The organism is Endothiovibrio diazotrophicus (assembly GCF_054657215.1).
In genome coordinates this window covers 1-21,602 of sequence record NZ_BAAHXB010000097.1, presented here as the reverse complement: position 1 = coordinate 21,602, position 21,602 = coordinate 1, and the positions used below count along the sequence as shown (strand labels likewise).

The following is a 21,602-nucleotide window of genomic DNA, read 5'->3' as shown; positions in this document are numbered from 1 at the left end:
GATTCGACGGTGCTACGCTGCCGGACGACTGGACCGCACACCCCATCACCAACCCGACGCCGAACCAACGTCCGTTTGCATAACACCGCCGCCCTCTTCACCGATCGACTCCCTCCCTATCAGAATTCTCCCAATTGATCGCAGAAGGATGCAAAACGGATAATTCAAAAAGACACGATTTGAGAAACACAATGACGACCCACGACTCCGGCTACAAGCACCTCTTCAGCCACCCGGAGCTGGTACGTGACCTGTTGGAGGGGTTCGTCCACGAGGCTTGGGTGAAGGAGCTGGACTTCACCACCCTCGAACGGGTGGCCGGCAGCTACGTCAGCGACGACCTGCGCGAGCGGATTGACGACATGGTCTGGCGGGTCCGCCTCAAGCAGCGCTGGGTCTACGTCTATCTGCTGCTGGAGTTCCAGTCGACCATCGACCTCTTCATGGCGGTGCGTCTGCTCACCTACCTGGGCCTGCTCTACCAGGACCTGATCAATTGACAACCCCCGACGATCTGCCTGAGGTGGAACAGATGCTCGCTGAAGAGACCGACGACTGGACCCTGTCCTGGCGACGTGCCGGGATGGAGGAAGGGCTCGCCAAGGGGCGCGCGGAAGGGCGTGTTGAAGGACGTAGCGAAGGGCGCAGAGAGGGGGAAACCGCGCTGTTGAAACGGCTGCTCTCGTTGCGCTTCGGTCCGCTTCCGCAGTGGGTCGACCGGCGTTTGGACGAGGCCCCGCTGGAAACCCTGGGGCGCTGGGGGGAGCGCATTCTCGACGCGGAAACGCTCGAACAGGTGTTTGCCGAGAGGGATTGATGCCCCGAACAATCAGAAGCGGTACTGGAACGCCACGGAGAGCTGGCGCTCCGGCCTCGGCTGGTCGTTGGGGATCGACACGGAGCCGTCGTAGGCGCTCAGGCTCGGCTCCCGCGCGTCCACGTCGAACAGGTTGTTCACGGTCAGGGCGACTTCCCAGCGGTTGCGCGGGCCCTGGTGGCGCAGCGAGAGATCGACCACGGTGTAGCCGTCGAGCGGGTCCCGGAGATCGCCCGCGGCCCGCGGGCGCTCGCCGATCCAGCTGAGCTGGGTGTCGAGGGACCAGCGCGGGTCGATCGCCCAGTCGGCGCGCAGATAGACCTGATGGTGGGGCGCGTAGCCGGGATCCTGGTCGGTGAGCTCGTCGGTGGATTTCTGGTAGGCGTAGTTGCCACTCAGGGTGAGGGTGTCGCCAGCACGCCACTTCCCCTCCAGCTCGATCCCGTGGCCGCGCTGGCCGCCGTGATTCTGGGCGGTGGCGGGGGCGGCGCCCGGGGGCAGGTAGTCGATCCGGTTCTTCATCTCGTAGACGAAGAAGCTGAGTCCGCCGCGCAGGCGGGAGGTGGGGTGGTAATCCCAGCCCAGCTCGACGGTGTCGATGGTCGGCGGCTCCAGGGAGGCGTTGCCGATCCGTACCGGATTGTTCTGGGCATACTGCTCCAGGAAGGAGGGGGCGCGGAAGGCGCGGCCGTAGAGCAGCTTGGTGGAGAGGTCGTAGTCGGTCGCCCAGACCAGCGAGACGCGCGGGTTGATGGTGGAACCGAAGTCGGAGTAGTCGTCGTAGCGCGCGCCGGCGGTGAGCTGCCAGTCCGGGGCGAAGGCCCACTCGTCCTGGAGCACCAGGAAGAGGTCCTTGCGATGGACCTCGGGCATGTAGACCGCGGCGGTGTCGGTGGTCTCCACCAGGGCCCCGGGGGGACCCACTTTCTCCTCCACCCTGTAGAGGTCGTTGTAGACGTAGCCGCTGCCGAGGCGCAACCGGTGGCCGGAAAAGCCGGTATAGAAGGCCGAGAGGTCCACGCCGGCACGGGTCTCGTAGTGGGCCGGCCGGGCAATCAGGGCGTTCGGTCCGGAGGGGACGACGTAGAGGTTGGTCCACTTGCCGTAGTACATGTGGGAGAGGGCCGCATCCACCTCCCAGTTGGGGGCGAAGTCCGGATTGTGGTAGGTCAGGTCGGCGGTGAAACGGTCCCGGTTCAGTTCGCCCGCGGGGTCGAGCACCTGGATGATGCCCAGGCCGGTACCGAGGTCGCGGCGCCCCTCGTAGGCGCTGCGCAGGCGCCAGTTGCCCTTGGCCAGATCGAGACGCAGATCGAGGGAGTCCCCCCGATTGTTGACCGGATCGGGGGCCAGCGAATAGGGGGTCGCGGAGAGGCCGTCGGCCTCGACGATCGGGCCGGAGCCATCGGTGGTGGAGGCCTCCATCATCAAGGCGACCTCGACGCCGTGCCACTCGTCGCCATGGAGCAGCCACGTCCCCCGGGTGTCGTCGCTGCCGAGGCGCGCGCCCACCTCGGTGCCGTCGATATCCCGCGCGCGCTTGGTGACGACGTTGATCACGCCGGCGAAGGCGTCGGCGCCGTAGAGGGCGGAACCGGGGCCGCGGATCACCTCGATCCGGGCGATCGCGTTGACCGGCATGCCGCCCCAGATGTCCGCCCGGTTGCCCTGGTAGGCGGAGGTGATGGGGATGCCGTTGACCAGCATCAGCACCTCGGGGTTGTGCTCCGAGTAGATGCCGCGGACCACGTAGATGGGGGAGTTGCCGATGTAGTGGTGGGAGACGTGGAGCCCCGCCACCGTCTCCAGGACCTGATCGAGGTCGCTGGCCCCCATCGCGTGGATCTCCTCGGCGGTAATCACCGTGGCGATGGCGGGGGCGTTGGCGACCGGCATTTCGCGGCCGGTGGCCAGCGTGATCAACGCTTGGCCACCGTAGAAATCGGCCAGCGACTCCGGGATCTCCCCGGAATCCGCATGCACGGGGAAGGCGATCAGCCAGCCCCCCAGGGCGGCGATCAGGGGGCTGCGCTCGAATCGAATCACGGTTTTCATTGTCTTGGACTCTGCCGGGTTGAGCGGTGCCACCTTGCCGACGTCCATGTTGCTGCGATCCGGGATCGTTCCGTAAGAACTTCAAGGAGTAAGGAGTACACCAGGACACTCGCCCCAATTTCCGCGTTCACGGCGCTCCCGTCAAGTCTGTAGGAAATTTCCGACAACCCATCGGGCGGAAGGGCACGTCGAGCGCCCGCCCTTGAAGGCCGCCGGCAACCTCCCGACGCGGCACTTGACAGTGCCTCGTCTATCGCACGCCCCGGTGCGCGGGGAGTTCATCCTGCCAGGGCGCGGCCTCTTCGAGCTGGTAGGCCAGACCGAGCAGTACCGCCTCCTCTCCGCGGGCGGCCGCAAAGTGACTGCCGATCGGCAGCCCCGACGGCCCCCGGAACAGCGGCACGCTCATCGCCGGCACCCCGGCGACATTGTGGATCGGGGTATAGCCCGCCAGCCTTCCGGTGTTTTCGATCACCGTATCGAAATCCCGCTCCGGCGACAGGGTGCCGAGTGCCCACGGCTGCACCGGGATCGTCGGGGAGAGCACGGCATCGAAGCCCTTCAGGTACGCCTGCATCCGCTCACCCTGCTCCGTGCAACGTTCGATCGCCCTCTCCTGCGCCCCTTCCGGCTGCTCGCGATACCACTGCATCAGGGCGAGCGTGAACGGCTCGAACGCCTCTTCGCCGATCGCTCGGCCGAGGTGGCCGGCCATCATCTGTGCAAGCCCGTCCACCATGGCCCCGGCGAGGGTGAAGAACGCCTCCCCCACGCCGTTGCCGTCGATCGGCGGGGCTGCGACGGGAATGACCTCGTGGCCGAGCGTTTCGCAGAGCTTGGCGGTCTGCTCAAGCGACTGCGCCACCTCGGGCTCCGGCTCCCGCCCCATCAACGTGGTCCGGTAGACACCGATGCGCAGGCGACGACGCAGCGGCTCGCGGATGAACCCCAGCGGTGATCCCGTCTCCCCCGCAGCGGGCTCGGTCAGCGCCAGCAGCAGCGCGCTGTCGCGCACGCTGCGGCTGACGCAGTGGTCGACCAGCAGGTCGAAGGCGAAGCCCCGCCCGGTGGTGACGCAGCGACCGCGGCCGGGCTTGAAGCCGAATACGCCGCACATCGATGCCGGTATGCGGATCGAGCCGCCGCCGTCGCTGGCGTGGGCGAGCGGGACCATGCCGGCGGCCACCGCCGCCGCCGCGCCGCCCGATGAGCCGCCGGCACTGAGCGCGGTGTTCCACGGATTGCGGGTGACGCCGCTCTGCCGGCTCTCGGTGCTACCGAGCAGGCCGAACTCGGAGGTGGTGCTCTTGCCGAGGGTGATCAGGCCCGCGGCGTCGAGCCGCTCCGTATAGGGTGAGCCCTCCGTCGCGACGTTTTGGGCAAACAGCCGGGAGCCCATCGAGTGGCGCATTCCGGGATACGGGAGAAGGTCCTTGATCAGGAACGGCACCCCGCCGAGCGGGCCGGACGGCGCTGCCTTGGCGCGCGCTCGGGCGAGTTCGAAATCGGTGCTGGCCAGGGCGTTCACCTGCGGCTCCAGGGCCTCGATGCGGGCGATAGCCGCGTCGACCAGCTCCAGGGCGCTCAGCGCTTTCGACGCGACCAGCTCGGCCTGGGCGATGGCATCCAAACGTGAAAGGTCAAGAGTCATGATGGCTCCCATTCGATAAAGACGATCAGGCCGGAAAAAAGCGCCGGCAGGAGCGGCCCCCAGGCTGCGATTGCCTACAGGGATGTAGGTACTTGGCGTGAGCAGGGTGCGGAAGCCGGGCGCCCTCTCCCCCCTACCGCCAACCGAATCGAACCGCCGCACTCCGCCCCGATCGCGGCCTCGGGGCCGCTCCTACAGGGGAACGCGACCGCCGAAAAGGGCGGAACTAACGGATCGGTATCAGGTAATCCATCTGGCTGTCGTGCGACGCCAGATCGAAACGCTCGTCATACACCTCGATCTCCGGCGACTCGATCGGCTCCAGACCCGACTCCGGCAGGTAGCGGGTCCAGACGTTCATGATGAACGCCTGGAATCCCGACACCGGTCCGGTGAAGGTGTACCTGGCGTACTTCTGCGGTGGGATGAGCAATCGAGTCATCCCCTCCGGCGGTGCCACCCGGTCGGCCGCCTCGCAGGCCGCCAGATAGCGGAACACCCCCGCACAGCGGTTCCTCCTCCGCGTGCTCGCCGAGACCACCGACACGCCGTAACAGCAGTTCCGGTCGACGGCATCGATCTCGGCACTGCGGATCCGGAACGCCTCCCACTGCGCCAGCGCCCCGGAGAAATCCGGGTGGTCATAGTCCTTCTGAAGGCCCACCGCCACAAAGTGATCCCATTCAACGATTGCGGGTTTCATCAGGTCCCCCAGTTGGATCTCAAACGCGGATTGCACACCGCGGAACGCCTCTTGCGGACTTCTCACCCGACTGCGAAAGCGTCCCGGCGTGATATCGAACTGGGCCTTGAAGGCGCGGGCAAAACTCTCCTGGGTCTCGTACCCCGCATCCAGGGAGATGTCGAGGATTCGCCGGCGGCTGTTGAGCAGCTCCATCGCCGCCCACTCCAGCCGTCTCTTGCGCATGAAGCCGGCGAAGGTCTCGCCGACCACCAACAGAAAGACCCGGTGGAAGTGGTAGGGAGAGAAGGCGGCGATCCGCGCCACTTCATCGAGTTCGACCAGGGCCGGAAGCCTTTCCCGGGCATAGTTCAGGGCCCGGTTGATTCTCGCGCCGTAGTCACTCATCGACCTCTCCTCGGGTGCGGGTGGGCACAGGTTGCCGGAGGACGAACCGGGCGTTCTGACATTTTTTGCGCAGCGCTCGGGGAACCGCCCTTCAACCGACGCCCATCTGCTGAAACCCGGCGATAGCGCCGCCGATTCCGTTGATCAGCATCTGCACACCGATCACCGCGAGGATCAGCCCCATCATCCGCGTGACCACCTTGATGCCGTTGTCGCCGATGTAGGTGACGATCCGCTCGCCCGAGACGAAAAACACGTAGCTGATGACACAGAGCAGGAGGAATGCGGCGACCGTCACGATGAACGCCGTCACACCGCCGGAGGAGGAGAAGTTCATGGCGGTGGCGATGGTCCCGGGCCCGGCGAGGATCGGCATCGCCAGCGGCGTGATGGCCACCTCCAGCTCGGCCTCCAGGCTGGTCTGCTTGTCCTCGTCGCTGGGGTGTTGCACCGGGGAGTGCTCGCCGCCGTGCAGCATCTGGTAGCCGATCAGTGCCACCAGCACGCCGCCCATGATGCGGAAGGCCGACAGGGTGATGCCGAACAGCTCGAAGATCAGCTTACCGGCCGCCGAGAAGACCACGATGATGACGAAACTGGTGACCAGCGCCTTGAAGGCGACCTTGCGCCGGGTGCGCAAATCGTCCTCGGCGGTGAGCCCCAGAAACACCGGGGTATTGGCGATCGGATTCATGATGGCGAAGAACCCCATGAAGACCGAGAACGCGTGGCTGATGAAAGTGTCCATGTCGATCGTCACCTCCTCTTGCGGGTTCGAACGCGGGCCGCGAAAAAGCGTTCATCGGGCCCACCTCGCGGAGCGACCATTCTCCTCCGTACCCGACATAGATCAAGGCGCAGCGCCGCCCCGCCCGCGAGACTCCCGTCCATGTCTCCCGTCACGCCCCCCCTCCTCGTCTGACCTCCTCATGGAAGAGCAGGTAGGCGAACTCTGGCACCGCCTCGTCACCCGCCTGGCGGAAGGGCCCAACATCCGCGCGGCGGTGCGGCTGGCGGAGGTGGAACGCACCGTCGGGGTGCTGTTCCGGGCGCTCGGCGGCGACGGCGGGCTGCGCGTGGAGGCGGCCGAGGCCACCGGCAACCGCGCCCGCCGCCGCTGGCTGGCGCGGATCGCCGGCAGCGGCGAGCGGGTGGCGCTGGCCTGGCGCGACGAGCAGGCGTTGCGCCTGCCGCCGGTGGTGGCGTGGTTCGCCGAGCGGGCGCTCAATCGCGACCTCTATCTGTGGCTGGCGGCCCTGGCGGCGGCCGACGACGGCGCGGCGGGCGACTGGTTCTCCCGCAACCGCGCCCTCACCCGCCTCGCCCTCGGCCGCTTTCCCGGCATGGCCGCCCGCTACCGGCGGCTGGTGGCGGCCCACCTGGAGCAGCGCCTGGCGCCGGAACGGCTGCCGGCAGACGAGGCGGCGGCGGAGCGGGCGGTGCGCCTGGCGCTGGTCGATCCCGCTTCCGGCGGGACGCTGCCCGCCGCCCGCCGCCCGCCCCAACCGGTGCCGCTGTGGTTCCATCCCGATCCGCCGCGGTCCGCCGCCGGCACCGACTCGGCCGAAGGTGACGGCGAGGCCGGCGATAGCGGTCGCGGCAAGGAAGTGGAAGAGATGGGCCGGCGCCGGGCGGAGCGGGTCGATGAGCCGGAGCCGGATCGCGGGCTGGTGACGGTGCGCATGGAGAACATCCTCACCCTCGGCGACTATGTCGGCGTCGATCGCGGCAGCGAGGAGGAGGAGGAGCTGGAGCAGGCCGAGCAGGCGGCCCGCGACATGGAGCGGATCGCGGTCAGCCGCGACCGCCGGACCAGGGGGGCGCGCCTCAAGTTCGACCTCGACCTGCCCGCCGAGGCGGAGGACGACCGGGTGCTCGGCGAAGGCATCCTGCTGCCGGAGTGGGACTGGAAGCGCCGGAGGCTGGTGGCCGACCACTGCCGGATCGTGCCGCTGGTGGCGGCACAAGCCGAACCGTGCGAACTGCCGGCGCGGCTGCGGCGCACCGCCCGGCGGCTACGCAGCCAGTTCCAGGCGCTGGCCCCGGCGCGGGTCTGGCACCGCGCCCAGCCCGACGGCCAGGAGATCGACCTCGACGCCTGGCTGCGCCACACCGCCGACCGCGAGGCGGGCCACGGGAGCGCCGCCGCCCCGCTCTACCGCGAACTGCGCCAGGGCGCGCGGGACCTCGCCTGCCTGCTGATGGCGGACCTCTCGCTCTCCACCGACAGCTGGATCGACGACCACCACCGGGTGATCGAGGTGATCCGCGACAGCCTGCTGCTGTTCGCCGAGAGCCTCGCCGCCACCGGCGACCGCTTCGCCCTCCACGGCTTCTCCTCGCGCCGCCGCGATCCGGTGCGGGTACACACCCTAAAAGGCTTCGACGAGCCCTACGGCGGTACGATCCGCGGCCGCATCGAGGCGCTGCGCCCCGGCTACTACACCCGCCTCGGCGCCGCCATCCGCTACGCCACCCGGCTCCTCGAAGCGCAAGCCGCCGGCCGCCGGCTGCTGCTGATCCTCACCGACGGCAAGCCCAACGACCTCGACCGCTACGAGGGGCGCTACGGCATCGAGGACACCCGCCAGGCGATCCACGCCGCGCGCCGGCGCGGGCTGCAACCGTTCTGCGTAACCATCGACCGCAAGGGGAGCGAGTATCTGCCGCATCTCTTCGGCAGCGGCGGCTTCGTGGTGATCCGCCGGCCGCAGGAGCTGCCGGGCCGGTTGCCGCTGCTCTACGCCCGGCTCACCGCCGGCTCCGTGTAGGAGCGGCCCCGAGGCCGCGATTGCCTACAGGGATGGACAGGTACTTGGCGTGAGCAGGATGCGGAAGCCGGACGCCGTCTCCGCCCCTCCCGCAAACCAAGCCGAAACGCCGCACTCCGCACCGATCGCGGCCTGGGGGCCGCTCCTACGGTGAGCGCCCAAGCACAGTGAACCTACCCGTGAACCCCATCCGCCTCGCCCCGGTCCCCTTTCAACCCAACCTACGGGCCGGGACGGAGAAACGGGAGTCGTAGGTTGGGTTGAGCGCGAGCGAAGCCCAACGAGCGATTGCTCAGGGGGCGTCGCTTCCCGTCTCATCTGCCGACTCAACGGTCGTCCATCACCGACAGGTAGGCAAGGATGTCACGCAGCTCCGCGGGGCTGAACTCTGCCAGCAGCCGCTCCTCCGGCGCGTCGGCATCGTGGATCCGTTCGCCGACGAGGTACTTCTTCACCTGCCGTTGCAGGTAACCGGTGTACTGCCCGGCGAGCATCGGTACCGCCTTGTCCGCGCGCCCCGCGCCGTGTTCACCGTGGCAGGTGCGACACTCCCGGCGATAGAGCTTCCCGCCCGCCGGCACGTCGCCGGGCGCACGCGGGATGTTGAGCACCCGCTTCGCCGCCAGCAGCCGGGCGTAGGCGTCGAATCCCGGCGCCTCCTCGTCGGCCGGCGGCAGCCGGGTCTGCAGGCGGATGGCGGCGAGGTAGGCGGAGATGTCCTCGATATCCTCGTCGGGCAGCTCGCGCTTGGCGGTGTGCGGCAGCATCGGCATGTTGGCGCGGATGCGGGCGCGGAACAGGCGCAGTTGGCGGGCGATGTAGCCGGCGGGCTGGCCGGCCAGCCGCGGGTACTCCCCCGCCTTGCCCCCCTCGCCGAACTCACCATGACACCCCGCGCACACCTCGTTGATCTCCTCGCCGATCTGCGGATCGGGCTCGCGAGCGGTGGCCGGTAGGGTGACGGAGAGGAGCAGCAGGAAGACGACGAGAGTGCGGATCATCGGCGGTGACTTCGTAGAAACGGCGTTCGTTGCAATAGAGGAAGGATTCGGCCCATCGAGATTGATCGATCGGCCCCTCGCGCGCCCTGTAGGAGCGGCCCCCAGGCCGCGATCGGTGCGGAGTGAGGCGTCTCCGCCCGGCAGGCGGGAGAAGCGGTGAGGACGCCCGGCTTCCGCATCCTGGTCACGCCAAGTACCTACATCCCTGTAGGCAATCGCGGCCTACAGTGCAGCGGCAGAACGGCGGGCGACGAAGCGGAAGGGCGCCTCGATCAGGCCCTCGCCGGTATGGACCAGCACCCGCGCCTGCCACGCCATGGTGTCGCGCACGCAGACCGGCAGCATCGCCCGGCCGTGATAGCTCCCCCCCTCCCCCGCCAGGGCGATGCGGTTGTAGCCCATGTTCATCTTCACCCCCTGGAAGTCCACCTCCACCCCGTCCACCGCGCGGCCGTCGATCCGCGCCGCCACCTGCAACGGCACCATCGGCGCCAGCGGCCGCGGCGTCAGCGAGAGGAGCAGCTCGCCGCCACCGGGCAGCGGCGAGACGCAGGCCCCGGCGGAGAGGTCGCAAGCCGGATCGAGGGCGGCACTGGCGGCCACCTCGGGATAGAGCACCGGCCACGCCTTGTGCGCCGCCACCGCCACCGCGGCCACCCCGAGCACGGCGACCGCGACCCACACCATCCGGATTTTCATGGCAGATCCCCCCTGCGGAACCAGAGAAAGCCCGCGCCCGCGCAGAGCCCGCCGAGGAGCAGCGGATAGAGCGTGGCGTAGGCCATGTAGCCGGCCTGGCCGAAGTGGTCGAGGATCACGTAGGCGGTCGGCCCGAGCAGCACCAGCTGCGGATCGAAGAGCATCATCGTCGCGGTGCGGAACACCTGCATCGGATTGAGCAGGGCGATCGCCACCGCACTCTCCGGCGGCAGCGCCTCACGCACCAGCACGCCGAGCAGGATCAGCTCGAGGAACAGCAGCAGGGTCAGCCAGACGACGAAGGCCGCCCCCTGGGCGACGTCGCTGGAGCGGGCGAGGCTGGAGATCAGCATGCCGATGCCGAGGAAACACCAGGCCAGCGCCATCAGCAGGCCGCTGTAGTAGCCGACCAGCGACCACGGCACCGCCGCCCCCTTCAGCGCGCCCCAGGCGACCGCCAACGCCATCGCCAGCAACACCGGCAGGAACACCACCACGAAGCGCCCGAGCAGCTTGCCCCAGTACCAGGCGCCGAGGCCGATCGGCAGCGACAGCAGGTACTCGAACACCCCCGCCTCGCGGTCGCCGGCCACCGAGCGCACGGTGGTCACCAGTACGAACACCGGCAGGATCGCCATGGTCAGCTGGATGTAGGTGACCAGGATCCGCGACAGCCCGCTGAAACCCATGATCCGCGACTCGGTGACGCCGAAGGCGAAGAGCACCACCACCACCCCGCCGAAGACCAGCGAGTAGACCGCGAACCAGCGGGCGCGCAGCGATTCGAGGATGTCGCTGTAGGCGGTCAGCCAGAGATGCTTCATCGCCCGACCCTCGAAGCGAAGAGAAGAGGAAGAGGGTCCGCAAATGAACGCGAATGAACGCAAATGAAGAAGAGGCCAAAAACCCGGGTAGGGTGTGCCGACGACAGGAGGCGCACCACGCTCCGAATGGTGCGCCTCGTCCCTCGGCACACCCTACCCCACGACGACGAAATACAGAGAAGAGGTGAACCGCAGATTTCGCAGATGAACGCAGATTCGAAGACGAGTGAATCTGCGCCAATCTGCGAAATCTGCGGTTGATATCTCTTTTCTTCCGATTTGCGTTCATTTGCGTTCATTCGCGGACCTCTTCCTCTTCAATGGCCGTTGAAACGGCGCTCCTCGTCGAACACCAGGGCCTTCGCGCGGGCGAAATCGAGACCGCCGGGGGCGGGCTCCGGCTGGGCGCCGAGGCCGTACTCCATCGGCGTCACCTGACCGGTGAGGTAGGTGGCGCGACGGGCGTCGATCCAGGTGCCGTTGCGCCAGTCGTTGACCCAGATCTCGGTGCTCGCGGCGTCCCTGAACGGCTTCTCCTCCAGCCAGATCAGCGCGCAGCCGAGGTCGTCGAACAGCGCCACCCGCGAGCGCCCGCCCGCTTCCTGCCAGCGCACCTGGGCGGCGTGGTGGGGATCGGAGAGCGCCATCCGGCAGCGGTCGCACACCTGGCGGTCCCAGTGCACCTCCACCGGGCCGGTGCCGGGGTCGCCGCCGCAACCGCTGAGCAACACAATCAGAAAGAGGGTCCGCAAATGAACGCCAATGAACGCGAATGACGAGGATTTGAACGAAACCGACGGCGCCAAAATCCCGGGTAGGGTGTGCCGACGATAGGAGGCGCACCACTTTCGGAATGGTGCGCCTCGTCCGTCGGCACACCCTACGCCATGACCAAGCTCAACCATTAATCACCTCCCGCAGCGGCACGGCCGCCGGCTCCTCGTCGAGATGGATGTGGGCGAGCAGCGCCGCGTAGCGCGACAGCATGCCGAGAAAGCGCAGCCGGTCGGGGCCGGCCACCCGGCCACTCCAGTTGAGGCCGTCGGCGCTGCCGCTGAAGCCCCACTCGGCGATCGCCCGGGCGAACGCCGCCTCCGCGCGCAGCAGACCGACCCGGCAGTGGAGCCGGCTGGAGAGGTCGACCAGGTCGGCCACGGCGTCGTCGAGCGCCACCCGCCCGCGATCCAGCTCCACCACCCGGTTGACCAGCGACGCCACCTCGTCGAGGCGGTGGCTGGAGATCAGCATGGCGGCGCGCTCGCGCCGCTCGGCGAGCAGTTGGAAGAAGGTGTGGCGCGCCTCCGGATCGAGGTTGGCGGCGGGCTCGTCGAGCACCAGCACCTCGGCCTCGCGACCCAGCGCGATGGCGATCAGCAGCTTCTGCTTCTGGCCGCCGGAGAGGCGCACGAAGGGTTGATGGCGGCAGCGCTCCAGGTCGAGGCCGAGGCGCGCGGCGACCCGCGCCATCGCCGCCGGATCGGCGTCGCACACCCCGGCGGCGAAGCGCACCAGCTGCGCCACCGGCATCTTCAGCGGCGGCGGCAGCTGCGGCACGAAACCGACCCGCGCCAGCACCTCGCGACGGTGGCGGCGTGGATCGAGGCCGTCGATGGTCACCGAACCCTCGCAGGTGTATTCGCCGAGCAGGCAGCGGATCAGGGTGGTCTTGCCGGCGCCGTTGGAGCCGACCAGCGCCACCCGGTGGCCGCGCTCGACGGTCAGATCGATGCCGTCCAGCACCGGCGGTTTGCGGAAGCGCTTGACCAGATGTTCGAAGCGGATCATTTCAGCCTCTCCAGCCCCTTGAAGGTGAAGCGCAGCGAGTCGGTCGGACAGATGTCGATACAGAGGCCGCAACGGGTGCAGTCGGCACCGACGTCGGTGGTCAGTTCGCCGGCCCGGCCACGGATGGTCAGGTCGAGCACATGGGGCACCAGACAGACCTTGCGGCAGTCCCCCTCGTGGTGGCAGCGGCGCACGTCGTACTGCACACGCAGCGGCGAGAGCAGGCCGACCACCCCGTAGGTGACGCCGATCGGGCAGACGTAGCGGCACCAGGCGCGGCGCGAGACCAGCACCTCGAAGGCGAGCAGCGCGAGCACCCAGAGCAGTGCCAGACCGGGGCCGTAGATCAGCGCGCGGCTGACGATGCCGGTGGGCGAGAGGGTCTCGAAGAGGGTGTAGCCGGTGGCCGCGGTGAGTACGACGAAGAGCAGGTAGAACACGGTGCGCGTGCCGCGATGGAACTTCACCTGAGCGGGCCACTTGCGCGCCGCCAGCTTGAGGTGGAGCCACTCCGCCCCCTCGGCCAGCAGGTGGTAGGGGCAGGCCCAGGAGCAGAAGGTGCGCCCGCCGAGCAGCCACCACATCACGAACACCGTGGTGGTACCGATCAGCAGATTGAGCACCACGTGCTTGTAGGCGAGCGTCACCTGCAAAGCGGAGTTGAGATCGGCGAAGTGGAAGCCGACGAAGCGCGAGGCGGTCATCGCCCCCTCCAGCAGTTGCACGTCGAAGGTGTAGGAGAGGAGGAACAGCAGGTTCACCGCGATCAGCGTGGCCCAGCGGCGGTTGCGCCACTTGTGCCGGGTGCGGGCACGGGCGTGGGCGATCTCGATGGCGCGGATCTCCGCTTTGGTCACCTTCTCCCGGCGCTTCAGTAGGTGAATCTCCCTCACCTCCGGGCGGATCGCCTCCGCCGCCGGCTTGCGCGGGGCGAAGCCGATCAATTGCCTGAGGGATTCGACGAAGTAACCCACCCTACTCTCCTAGCGGACGATGAACGTTGGGTAGGGTGTGCCGACGATAGGAGGCGCACCGGTCGGAGAGCGGTGCGCCTCGTACCTCGGCACACCCTACCCACACCGTCACTTCCCCACCTTCGTTCACCCGCCTCTTCATATACATCACTTAACCGATCCCACCGGGCGCGGCCTGATCGATCTCGATGACGATCGCCGCCGGCTCCGGCGGGCAGACCATCTCGCACACCCCGCAGCCGACGCAGCCGTCGAGGAGCTGCGGGCGCATGGTGCCGTCGCCCTCCGCGCGCAGCGCAATCGCATGGCGCGGCGGGCACTGATTGGGGTCGCCCGAAGGCGGCGTGCCCGCCTCGCACTGGGCGATGCGCAGCTCGATCGGGCACTGGCGCACGCAGAGGTCGCACAGCGCCAGGTCGTAGGGGTGCTCGGCCACCGGCAGCGGGTTCCAACGATCCACCTCGGCGTAGCGCAGCCGACCGGCGAACGGCGCCTCGCGGGCCGGCCCCCGCACCCCCCGCCCCTGGATCGCCAGACACCTCTCGGGGCGAGCGAGACGGGCGAAGCCCATCCGCGACTGCGCCGGGTAGTCGATCTCGTGGGTCAAGGCGCCGGTGGGACAGGCGAGCACGCACTGCAACCCGTCGCAGGAGAAGTCGCAGGCCTGTTCGCGCGCGGCGATGTAGGGCACGCCGACGCCCACCCCCTCATCCAGATCGGCCAAGCGGATCGCCTCCACCGGGCAGACCTGCACGCACTGGCCGCACTTGATGCAGGCGGAGAGGAACTCCCGTTCGTCGAGCAGCCGCTTCAGCGCCCCCGGCGGGCGCAGCCGGGCGCCGGCACCGCCCACCGTCGGCAGCAGACCGAGCAGCACCGCGGCGGTGACGCCGACGGTGAGCCCGGCCGAGCGCAGGAACTCGCGGCGGTTCTGCTCGCGGCGTTTGGCGCCGAGCGGTGCCTTGCCGCTCACGGCCTTCTCCCCAGGGAGCGCAGTAGCCTCTCGTAGGAGTCGGGCGCGGCCGGTTTTGCGCCATCGGCCGGCGCAGAAGGCGACGCCGCCGGTGGCTCGGCCGCCGCGGCCTCCGCCACCTTCAGGTGCGGTCGCGGATCACGCAGCAGCAGGCTCGGCGCGGTGAACGGCGCCAGCCGTTCGAGGAAGTCGAGCACCTCCAGCATCGGCGAGCCCTTGAAGAACTGGGCGGCGGGCCGGTCCATCCACAGCCGGTCGGCGTAGCGGTAGAGTTCGAACGGGGTATCGCCGATGCCGTCGTGGTTGCGGTCGAAGCCCTCGTAGCGATCCCAGTAGTTGTCCTCCCACAGGTTGCGGTTGGCGGTCTCGCCGCCCTCCACCACCACCTCGGTGAGGTTGCCCTTGAAGCGGTTGGCGCGGAACTCGTTGCCGTGCCAGTCGTTGAGAAAACGCACCCCGACGCCGTTGTAGGCGACCAGGTTGTCGCGCACCCGGTTGGTGGTGTCGGGCTGATAGGGGGAGACGTCGAGGTAGAGACCGACGGCGTTGTGCAGCAGCCGGTTGCCCTCGATGGTCACGTCCGAGGTCTCCTTGAAGCCGATGCCGATACCGGTGGGGCCGCTGGCCCGCGCGATGTCGTTGCGGCGGATCTCCACCCCGTCGCTGTACATCAGGAAGATCCCCACCGAGTTGTCCCAATAGCGGTTGTCCTCCACCTTGTTGTACTGGGCGTACATGAAGTGCAGCGCGTAGCGCCCGCCGCTCGCTTGGTTGCGGGCGATCAGGTTGTCCTTCGAGTACCACACCACGGTGTCGCGCGAGTCGCGGATCTCGTTGTCGGTGATCTGGTTGCCGAAGCTGTACCAGAGGCGGATGGCGTCACCGCGCTGGCCGAGCGGTGCCTCCTTCGAGCGGATGCGGTTGCGCCGCACGATATTGTTGCTCGACTGCTGCAGGTCGACGCCAAACAGACAGTCGTCGATCACGTTGTCCTTGACCACGTTGAAGTCGCCGCGCACCTGCACCGCGGCATCGATGTCGTTGTGCGAGCTGCCGGAGCCGGTCAGGTGGAGGCCGCGCAGGGTGGCGCCGTCGGTGTCGAGGAGGATCACCGAGCCGTGGCCGCCGGCATCGACGGTCACCTTGCCGCCGCCGTCGATGGTGATCGGGCGGTTGACCACCACCGGTCCGGCGTAGCGGCCCGGAGACAGCGTCAAGGTGCCGTGGTCGGGGGTGGCATCGACCAGCGGCTGGAGCTGGGGGTGGGCCGTCGCCGTGCGATGCCCCCCCACGGTGGCCCACGCGGCGACCCCGCCGGCACTCAGGCAGGCACTCAGCAGCAGCATCGGCAGCGCCCTCAATCGGTACCTCCCCGGCGCCACTCGCGGCGCCGCAGCAGCGCCGCGAGACCGAGCAGCGCACTCGTCGCCAGCATCAGGAAGAAGCCGATGTAGGGGTAGGAGTGGGTGGCGAACTGGGCCACCTTGCCCTGGCCGAACACCGTCGGCATGAACGGCTTGACGGTGAACGCGCCCATCGCGTTGAGGCTGTGGCCGTACCACCAGAGCCAGGCGGAGTAGTCGATGAGGAAAAAGAGCGGCAGCGCCATCGGCACCCCCACCAGCAGCCAGTAGAGCGGGCCGCCGTTGCGCCGCGCGCCCCATACCAGCAGCGCCATCGCCGCGAGGATCCCGACGAAGACCAGGTAGAAGGCCCCCTTCAGGGTCGCCACCATGGGAGCGATCTTGGCCGGCTCGTTGAAGTAGCGCCCCAGGCTCTTCTCGTAGTGCCAGAGCAGCATCTGCGCGCCGCTGCCGTTCCACTCGCCCAACGCGGCGGGGCGCTGGCGGTCCTTGGCGAAGGTGGCCTGGAGGTGACGGATCATCTTCCCCTTCTCGCTCAGCGGTGCCGCGGGGGCCTGCGTCTCCTCAGGTCCCTTCACCACCACGCCGCTCTTCGCCAGCTCCGCCTTCAGCCGTGCGAGCAGCGCACTGCCGGCGGAGGCGTTGCCGCTGTCGGCGCCGGTGTCCTGATCGAGCGCGGTGACCAGCGCCTCCAGGTAACCCTCGCTCTGGTAGCGCAGGCCGTTGTCACTGAAGAAGGTGAGCGCCATCCAGCCGGCGACGGCGGCGAAACCCGCCGCGGTGACGATCACCCGCAACCGTGGCGCCGGCACCACGAAGCCCACCAGCATCACCCCCAGCATCGCCATCAGGAACGGCCCGAAGGCGCGCTCCACGGCACCGCCGGCGGCGATCGGGTACATGCCGACGTAGTGGTTGATGGTGTCCATCTCGTGGACGCAGTCGAGCGCCTCGCTCTCGGCCACCTCGGCCTTCTCCACCGGGCGGCAGCCGTTGAACACGCCGTTCATGTGGAAGTGGATGCGCACCCCGTCGGGGAACGCCTCCGGCGGGTAGTTGGGGGCGGTCAGCGAGACCCACCAGATCGGCGCGTAGAAGATCGCCACCAGCAGGCCGAGGGCGGCCAGGGTGAGGCCGAAGACGGTGAGGCGGGCTTTGGTAACTGGCGTTGCAGTCATGGAGGGCGGCGCTCTGGAGCGCGACGCCCGCGGCAGGTAGCCACCGCGAACGCCGCGGCAGGGATCAATCGAAGTCGGGGTTCTTCCACTCGGGCGAGGGGGCCAACTGGTCGGCGGGCACCGGGATGCGCGAGACGTAGTTGATCACCTGCTTCATGTCCTGATCGGAGAAGTCCTTGATCTGCTTGACCATGTCGGGGTTGGCGTTGCGCCGCTTGCCGTCGCGGATCCATTCGAACTGGCGCAGCATGTACTTGTAGTGCTGGCCGTTGATCCGCGGGTAGAACTTCTCGGCGTTGCCCAGACCGGTCTCGCCGTGACACTTGACGCAGTTGTCGGCGAAGAGCTGCTTGCCCTTCTCGAACTCCGGCGTTCCCTCCGCCCACTCCCCCTTGCCGTTGGCCGGGTTCATCGGCAGCTTCTCGATGTAGGCGACCACGTCGGCCAGGGCCTGGGCGCTGCCGATGGATTCCGGCAGGGCGAAGGGGTACATGGTCGGGTTGTCGCGGTTGCCGGCGCGGATGTCGGCGAGCTGCTTGATCAGCACGCCGGCGCTCTGGCCGGCGAGCTGCGGGAAGGTGCCGTCCTCGGTGCCCCACCCCTCGGGGCGGTGGCAGGCGGAGCAGACCTCGAAGACGTCCCGGCCATTCTCCAGGTCGGGGGTCAGGTGCATCGCCTCGTCCTTCTCGCCACCGCTCTCGTTCCAGGCCCAGGCGCCGCTCGCCAGCGCCAGCCCCAGCGCCGCCACCGTGGCGGTCAGTACGGGTTTCAGGGTCATCGTCGTTCTCCGGAGAAATCTTTTGGTGAATCAATGATCTGGGAGATCATCCAGGGGTTTAAGGTCCCACGGACGGAGGTGTCTCTCCTTGACGTTGGTCAATCGGTTCCGGCGTCGGCACCACTCACCCCTGTAGGAGCGGCCCCTAGGCCGCGATTGCCTACAGGGATGTAGGTACTTGGCGTGAGCAGGATGCGGAAGCCGGGCGCCCTTTCCATATATCCCCCGCATGCCTTGAGAAAGGCCGTGCCTCGAACCATCGCGGCCTCGGGGCCGCTCCTACAAGGTCGGTCAGCCCGCCCCGGCTGTAGGAGCGGCCCCTAGGCCGCGATTGCCTACAGGGATGTAGGTACTTGGCGTAAGCAGGATGCGGAAGCCGGGCGCCCTTTCCGTTTATCCCCCGCATCTCACGGAAAGGCCGTGCCTCGAACCATCGCGGCCTCGGGGCCGCTCCTACAGGGAAGGGCGTGCCTTACTTGGCACTCGCCCAGCGCAGGCCGGCGAGCCACTTCGCCACCGCCGCCATCTCCTCGTCGTTGACCATGTGCATGATCCCCTTCATCGCGGCGGTCATACCATTGTTGCGCGCGCCGCTCTTGATGTCCTTCATCTGCTGCAACAGGTAGCCCTCGTTCTGCCCCGCCAGACGCGGGTAGATGGGCAGGATCGGGGTGGCGGCGTCCTTGCCGTGACAGGCGGTGCAGCCCCCCTTCGCCGGGTTCTTGAAGATCGCCTCGCCATCCAGCTCGGCGGCCCGGGTCGCGGCGGCCAGCGCCATCCCCAACCCACAGACCGCCACCATCAACAACATCTTCATGCTCTTCTGCTCCGAATGGAAAATGGGACCCGATCGCGTCGGGTCGGACCGATCCTCTGCGTAGGGCGGAATAGCGGCAGCGTAATCCGCCGGAACGGGGGCACCTTCACCGCGGGCTGCTCCGATCCGGCGGACTGCGCCAGCGCAAATCCGCCCTACGGGGTTTCGACTCGACGACACCGGGAGAGATGATCACTTCACCTTCTTGGCGCCGCCCTGCTCCAGGTAGGTCTTGGCGCGCAGACCGAGATCCGCGGTCTTCACCTGGTACTGCCACCACTGGTTGGCCCACAGCATGGCGTTCTGCCAATCCTGCTTGGCCGCGGCCGCCTCGGACTTGGCGCGCGCCTCCTTGGCGAAGCCGAGCTGGTCGGTGGCATCCTCCACCAGGGCAACCACGGTGGGGAAGTCCTGGTAGTTGTGGCTGGTGATGAAGCCGACCACCGCGTCGATCACCGCCTGGGTCTCCAGGTTGGTCTTCACCTGGGTCTCGTAGTCCGCCTTGCTGTAGGCGACCCCCTCCTCCATGCCGGCGCCGGCCTTCGCCTGGTAGCCCTTCGGCTTGACCAGCAGGTAGCCCTCCATCTCCAGGTGCAGCGCGGAGCAGAACTCGGTGCAGTAGTAGGGGAAGACCCCCTCCTTGTCGGCGACGAAGCGGGCGGTGGCGGTCTTGCCCGGCTCCAGCGAGAGCTGCACGTTCTGGCCGTATAGGGCGAAGCCATGCACCTCGTCCTCGGCGCGCTCCAGGTTGGTCAGGTGGATCACCACCTCGTCACCCTGCTCGGCCTCGATGATCTCGGGGGTGATGTGGGAGCGAATGGTGGTGCCGAAGACCTCCACCTTGCAGTGACCCGAGGTGTCGCAGCTGCGTTCGGTCTTCTCCCGCCCGGCGCGGGTCTTGAAGGGCGAACGCTTGTCCTCGCGACTGTTCCAGCCGGACTTGTAGCGCACCGCCGGCTTCAGCTTGTCGGCCTTGATCGCCACCGCGTAGTGGGGCTCGCCCAACGGCAGCGGCATGTCGTAGAGCAGCTCCATCTGGTCGCCGCTGATGTCGATCAGCTGGTGGTTCTGCGGGTGCAGCGGGCCCACCGGGTCGAAGCGGTCGATGGCCAGCTTATTGAGCGCCACCAGGTACTTGCCGTCGGGGTCGACGGTGTCGCCCTCCATCGTCATCAGGTGGCCGATGTTGTAGTGGATGGAGATCTTGTCGAGCACCTTGCCCTTGCAGTAGTCCCACTTGCCGACCATCGAGTCGACGTAGAGCGAGGTGTAGGCGACACACGGGGTGGAGTCGAACTGGGTGTGCAGCACGTCCTGCATCTTGATGATCGGGATGCCGTAGGCGTCCTTACCCTCGAAATCGCCGCTCTTGATCGCCGCCTGGATCTTGTCGAAGCTGTAGACCGAGGTGTGGCTGTCGAGCTTGCCCGAGACGATGATGAACTTGCCGTCCGGCGAGACGTCGACGCCGTGCGGCGACTTCGGTTCGGGGATCAGGAACAGCACCCCCTCCTCGACCGCGGTGGCGATATCGAGCACGTGGTGGCCGTTGATGATCTTCGCCTTGCCCGCCTTGACCAGCTCGGCGGCCCGCTTCCAGTTGACCACGTGCATGAAGTCGGTGTCCTTGGCCGAGCAGCCGGCCTCGAAGGGGGGCCGTCCGCGCTCGATGCCGCCGACGTAGCGCTCGGAGCAGAACGAGTTGGTGAACGACCAGCCGTCACTGGGCCCCTTGCCGAAGTCCGACAGGTCCTGGCTGTAGGGGGGCGCCATCACGGTGAAGGAGTCCTCCGGCTTGATCCGCCCCGCCTTGCGATCGAAGCGCCAGTAGGTGATACCGCCGCGGTACTTGCTGTTGAACTCCTCCAGCGGCACGAACTTGTTCTCGAAGGGCGCCGGGTACTGCGCCGCCTCCATCACGTAGTCGGTGTTCTCGGAGACGAAGGTGCCGCCGTGGGAGGACTTGAACAGCGGGTTGACGACGATCTGCTTGGTCTCGAAGTCGTGCAGGTCGATCACCGCGACGCGCGGGTTGGCCTTGTCGTTGATGAACAGATACTGACCGTCGTAGTCGCCGTTGGTCTCGGAGAGCGCCGGGTGGTGGGTATCGCCGAAGTTGATCTGCTTGCCGTTGATCTTCCCCTCGGCGAGCACCGCCTTGGACTCCTCGTCGAAGCCGTAGCCCTGCCACGGCTCCGGGGTAAAGACCGCGATGTACTTGAGGATGCGCATCGACGGGATGCCGTAGACGATCACCTGACCGCTCTGGCCGCCGGAGCTGAAGACGATGTACTCGTCGCGCTTGCCGGTGGGCACGTAGGTCTTGGCGGCGGCCAGCACATCCTTCTGGGTGAGGCCGCGCGCCTTCATCACCTGATCGAGGCTGGTCGAGGCAACCGCGTGGCCGCCCCCTCCCAGTCCGGCGGCGAGGCCGAACAGCAACGGCACGAGCCGTTTGGCGAATGGTTTGCTCATTGGCGTCTTCCCCTTGGGTTGAGAGATGGCCGCCAAAACCGACGGCCGAAAAGCGCAAAGGATCACGACGCAAAGTAGAGCCTCCAGGGCACCGGAGGCACCTTGATAATTGTCAAACGGGTGTGGCAGATGACGCGCTGATCGCGTCAAATGACACACCCGTCTCCGCTCAGGCGCTGCTTTTCAACACGAAGGGCAGGAAGGGAAACGGAGGACGAAAAGGGGGACCGATGGTTGGCGGGACCCTGCCGACCACGGGCATCGTCACTTCGATTGACGTTTTTTCCAACACGGAGGGCTGTGTCTGAATTACGTGTTGCGATCGATAGCTGGCGCCGCAATTCACTGTG

General features: G+C 67.7%; 19 protein-coding genes and 1 pseudogene. 3 read left to right on the top strand and 17 right to left on the bottom strand.

From position 1 onward, the window contains the following. Nucleotides 1-191: 191 nt before the first annotated feature. Nucleotides 192-494: pseudogene (locus tag ACYQ2W_RS19520) on the top strand (Rpn family recombination-promoting nuclease/putative transposase); the annotation flags it as partial. Between the two features lie 2 nt (nucleotides 495-496). Next, nucleotides 497-817 carry a DUF4351 domain-containing protein gene (locus ACYQ2W_RS19515; protein WP_459870992.1) on the top strand — a complete coding sequence of 107 codons (321 nt, stop codon included), beginning with the start codon at nucleotides 497-499 and terminating at the stop codon, nucleotides 815-817. Between the two features lie 12 nt (nucleotides 818-829). Here ACYQ2W_RS19515 and ACYQ2W_RS19510 read toward each other — a convergent pair whose 3' ends face one another. The 4 genes from ACYQ2W_RS19510 to ACYQ2W_RS19495 form a co-directional block, all read right to left on the bottom strand. Further along, nucleotides 830-2,872 carry a TonB-dependent receptor plug domain-containing protein gene (locus ACYQ2W_RS19510; protein ID WP_459870989.1) on the bottom strand — a complete coding sequence of 681 codons (2,043 nt, stop codon included), beginning with the start codon at nucleotides 2,870-2,872 and terminating at the stop codon, nucleotides 830-832. A 250-nt stretch (nucleotides 2,873-3,122) separates the two neighbouring features. Next, on the bottom strand, nucleotides 3,123-4,523 hold the full coding sequence (locus ACYQ2W_RS19505) for an amidase (RefSeq protein WP_459870986.1): 1,401 nt from the start codon (nucleotides 4,521-4,523) through the stop codon (nucleotides 3,123-3,125). Nucleotides 4,524-4,749: 226 nt separating this feature from the next. Beyond that, entirely contained in the window at nucleotides 4,750-5,613 is an 864-nt protein-coding gene (locus ACYQ2W_RS19500) for a helix-turn-helix domain-containing protein (RefSeq protein ID WP_459870983.1), read from the bottom strand. A gap of 91 nt (nucleotides 5,614-5,704) precedes the next feature. Further along, nucleotides 5,705-6,361, bottom strand: coding sequence for a MarC family protein (locus ACYQ2W_RS19495; protein WP_459870980.1), 657 nt, complete (start codon nucleotides 6,359-6,361; stop codon nucleotides 5,705-5,707). A 181-nt stretch (nucleotides 6,362-6,542) separates the two neighbouring features. Here ACYQ2W_RS19495 and ACYQ2W_RS19490 point away from each other — a divergent pair, with 181 nt between their 5' ends. Next, the gene (locus tag ACYQ2W_RS19490; protein WP_459870977.1) at nucleotides 6,543-8,384 is read left to right on the top strand and encodes a nitric oxide reductase activation protein NorD; all 1,842 of its coding nucleotides are present in this window, start codon (nucleotides 6,543-6,545) and stop codon (nucleotides 8,382-8,384) included. Between the two features lie 326 nt (nucleotides 8,385-8,710). On the opposite strand, the gene ACYQ2W_RS19485 is transcribed toward ACYQ2W_RS19490, so the two are convergent. The 13 genes from ACYQ2W_RS19485 to ACYQ2W_RS19425 all read right to left on the bottom strand — a co-directional run. Then, the gene (locus tag ACYQ2W_RS19485) at nucleotides 8,711-9,385 is read right to left on the bottom strand and encodes a c-type cytochrome (RefSeq protein ID WP_459870975.1); all 675 of its coding nucleotides are present in this window, start codon (nucleotides 9,383-9,385) and stop codon (nucleotides 8,711-8,713) included. Nucleotides 9,386-9,607: 222 nt separating this feature from the next. After that, the gene (locus tag ACYQ2W_RS19480; RefSeq protein ID WP_459870972.1) at nucleotides 9,608-10,084 is read right to left on the bottom strand and encodes a hypothetical protein; all 477 of its coding nucleotides are present in this window, start codon (nucleotides 10,082-10,084) and stop codon (nucleotides 9,608-9,610) included. After that, the gene (locus tag ACYQ2W_RS19475; protein WP_459870969.1) at nucleotides 10,081-10,908 is read right to left on the bottom strand and encodes an ABC transporter permease; all 828 of its coding nucleotides are present in this window, start codon (nucleotides 10,906-10,908) and stop codon (nucleotides 10,081-10,083) included. Before ACYQ2W_RS19475 ends, ACYQ2W_RS19480 begins: the two co-directional genes overlap by 4 nt. Nucleotides 10,909-11,225: 317 nt before the next feature. Next, nucleotides 11,226-11,639, bottom strand: coding sequence for a nitrous oxide reductase accessory protein NosL (locus tag ACYQ2W_RS19470; protein ID WP_459870966.1), 414 nt, complete (start codon nucleotides 11,637-11,639; stop codon nucleotides 11,226-11,228). Nucleotides 11,640-11,805: 166 nt separating this feature from the next. Next, nucleotides 11,806-12,693, bottom strand: coding sequence for an ABC transporter ATP-binding protein (locus ACYQ2W_RS19465; RefSeq protein WP_459870963.1), 888 nt, complete (start codon nucleotides 12,691-12,693; stop codon nucleotides 11,806-11,808). Continuing rightward, complete coding sequence (locus ACYQ2W_RS19460; RefSeq protein ID WP_459870960.1) at nucleotides 12,690-13,667, bottom strand: NapH/MauN family ferredoxin-type protein; 978 nt, start codon at nucleotides 13,665-13,667, stop codon at nucleotides 12,690-12,692. Before ACYQ2W_RS19460 ends, ACYQ2W_RS19465 begins: the two co-directional genes overlap by 4 nt. Before the next feature lie 151 nt (nucleotides 13,668-13,818). Then, a complete protein-coding gene (locus tag ACYQ2W_RS19455) occupies nucleotides 13,819-14,640 on the bottom strand; it encodes a 4Fe-4S dicluster domain-containing protein (RefSeq protein WP_459870957.1) in 822 nt (273 codons plus the stop codon). After that, complete coding sequence (nosD, locus tag ACYQ2W_RS19450; protein WP_459870955.1) at nucleotides 14,637-16,001, bottom strand: nitrous oxide reductase family maturation protein NosD; 1,365 nt, start codon at nucleotides 15,999-16,001, stop codon at nucleotides 14,637-14,639. The genes ACYQ2W_RS19455 and nosD overlap by 4 nt, the downstream gene beginning before the upstream one ends. Then, a complete protein-coding gene (locus ACYQ2W_RS19445; RefSeq protein ID WP_459870952.1) occupies nucleotides 15,998-17,182 on the bottom strand; it encodes a hypothetical protein in 1,185 nt (394 codons plus the stop codon). Before ACYQ2W_RS19445 ends, nosD begins: the two co-directional genes overlap by 4 nt. A 64-nt stretch (nucleotides 17,183-17,246) precedes the next feature. After that, nucleotides 17,247-17,960: a c-type cytochrome gene (locus tag ACYQ2W_RS19440; RefSeq protein WP_459870950.1), complete on the bottom strand. Its 714-nt coding sequence runs from the start codon at nucleotides 17,958-17,960 to the stop codon at nucleotides 17,247-17,249. A 472-nt stretch (nucleotides 17,961-18,432) separates the two neighbouring features. Next, nucleotides 18,433-18,777: a c-type cytochrome gene (locus ACYQ2W_RS19435; RefSeq protein ID WP_459870947.1), complete on the bottom strand. Its 345-nt coding sequence runs from the start codon at nucleotides 18,775-18,777 to the stop codon at nucleotides 18,433-18,435. A 192-nt stretch (nucleotides 18,778-18,969) separates the two neighbouring features. Further along, nucleotides 18,970-21,252 (bottom strand): Sec-dependent nitrous-oxide reductase, encoded by a 2,283-nt coding sequence (gene nosZ, locus ACYQ2W_RS19430; RefSeq protein WP_459870944.1) that lies wholly within the window; start codon nucleotides 21,250-21,252, stop codon nucleotides 18,970-18,972. A gap of 169 nt (nucleotides 21,253-21,421) precedes the next feature. After that, a partial coding sequence (locus ACYQ2W_RS19425; RefSeq protein ID WP_459870942.1) for a hypothetical protein occupies nucleotides 21,422-21,602 on the bottom strand: 181 nt, incomplete at its 5' end.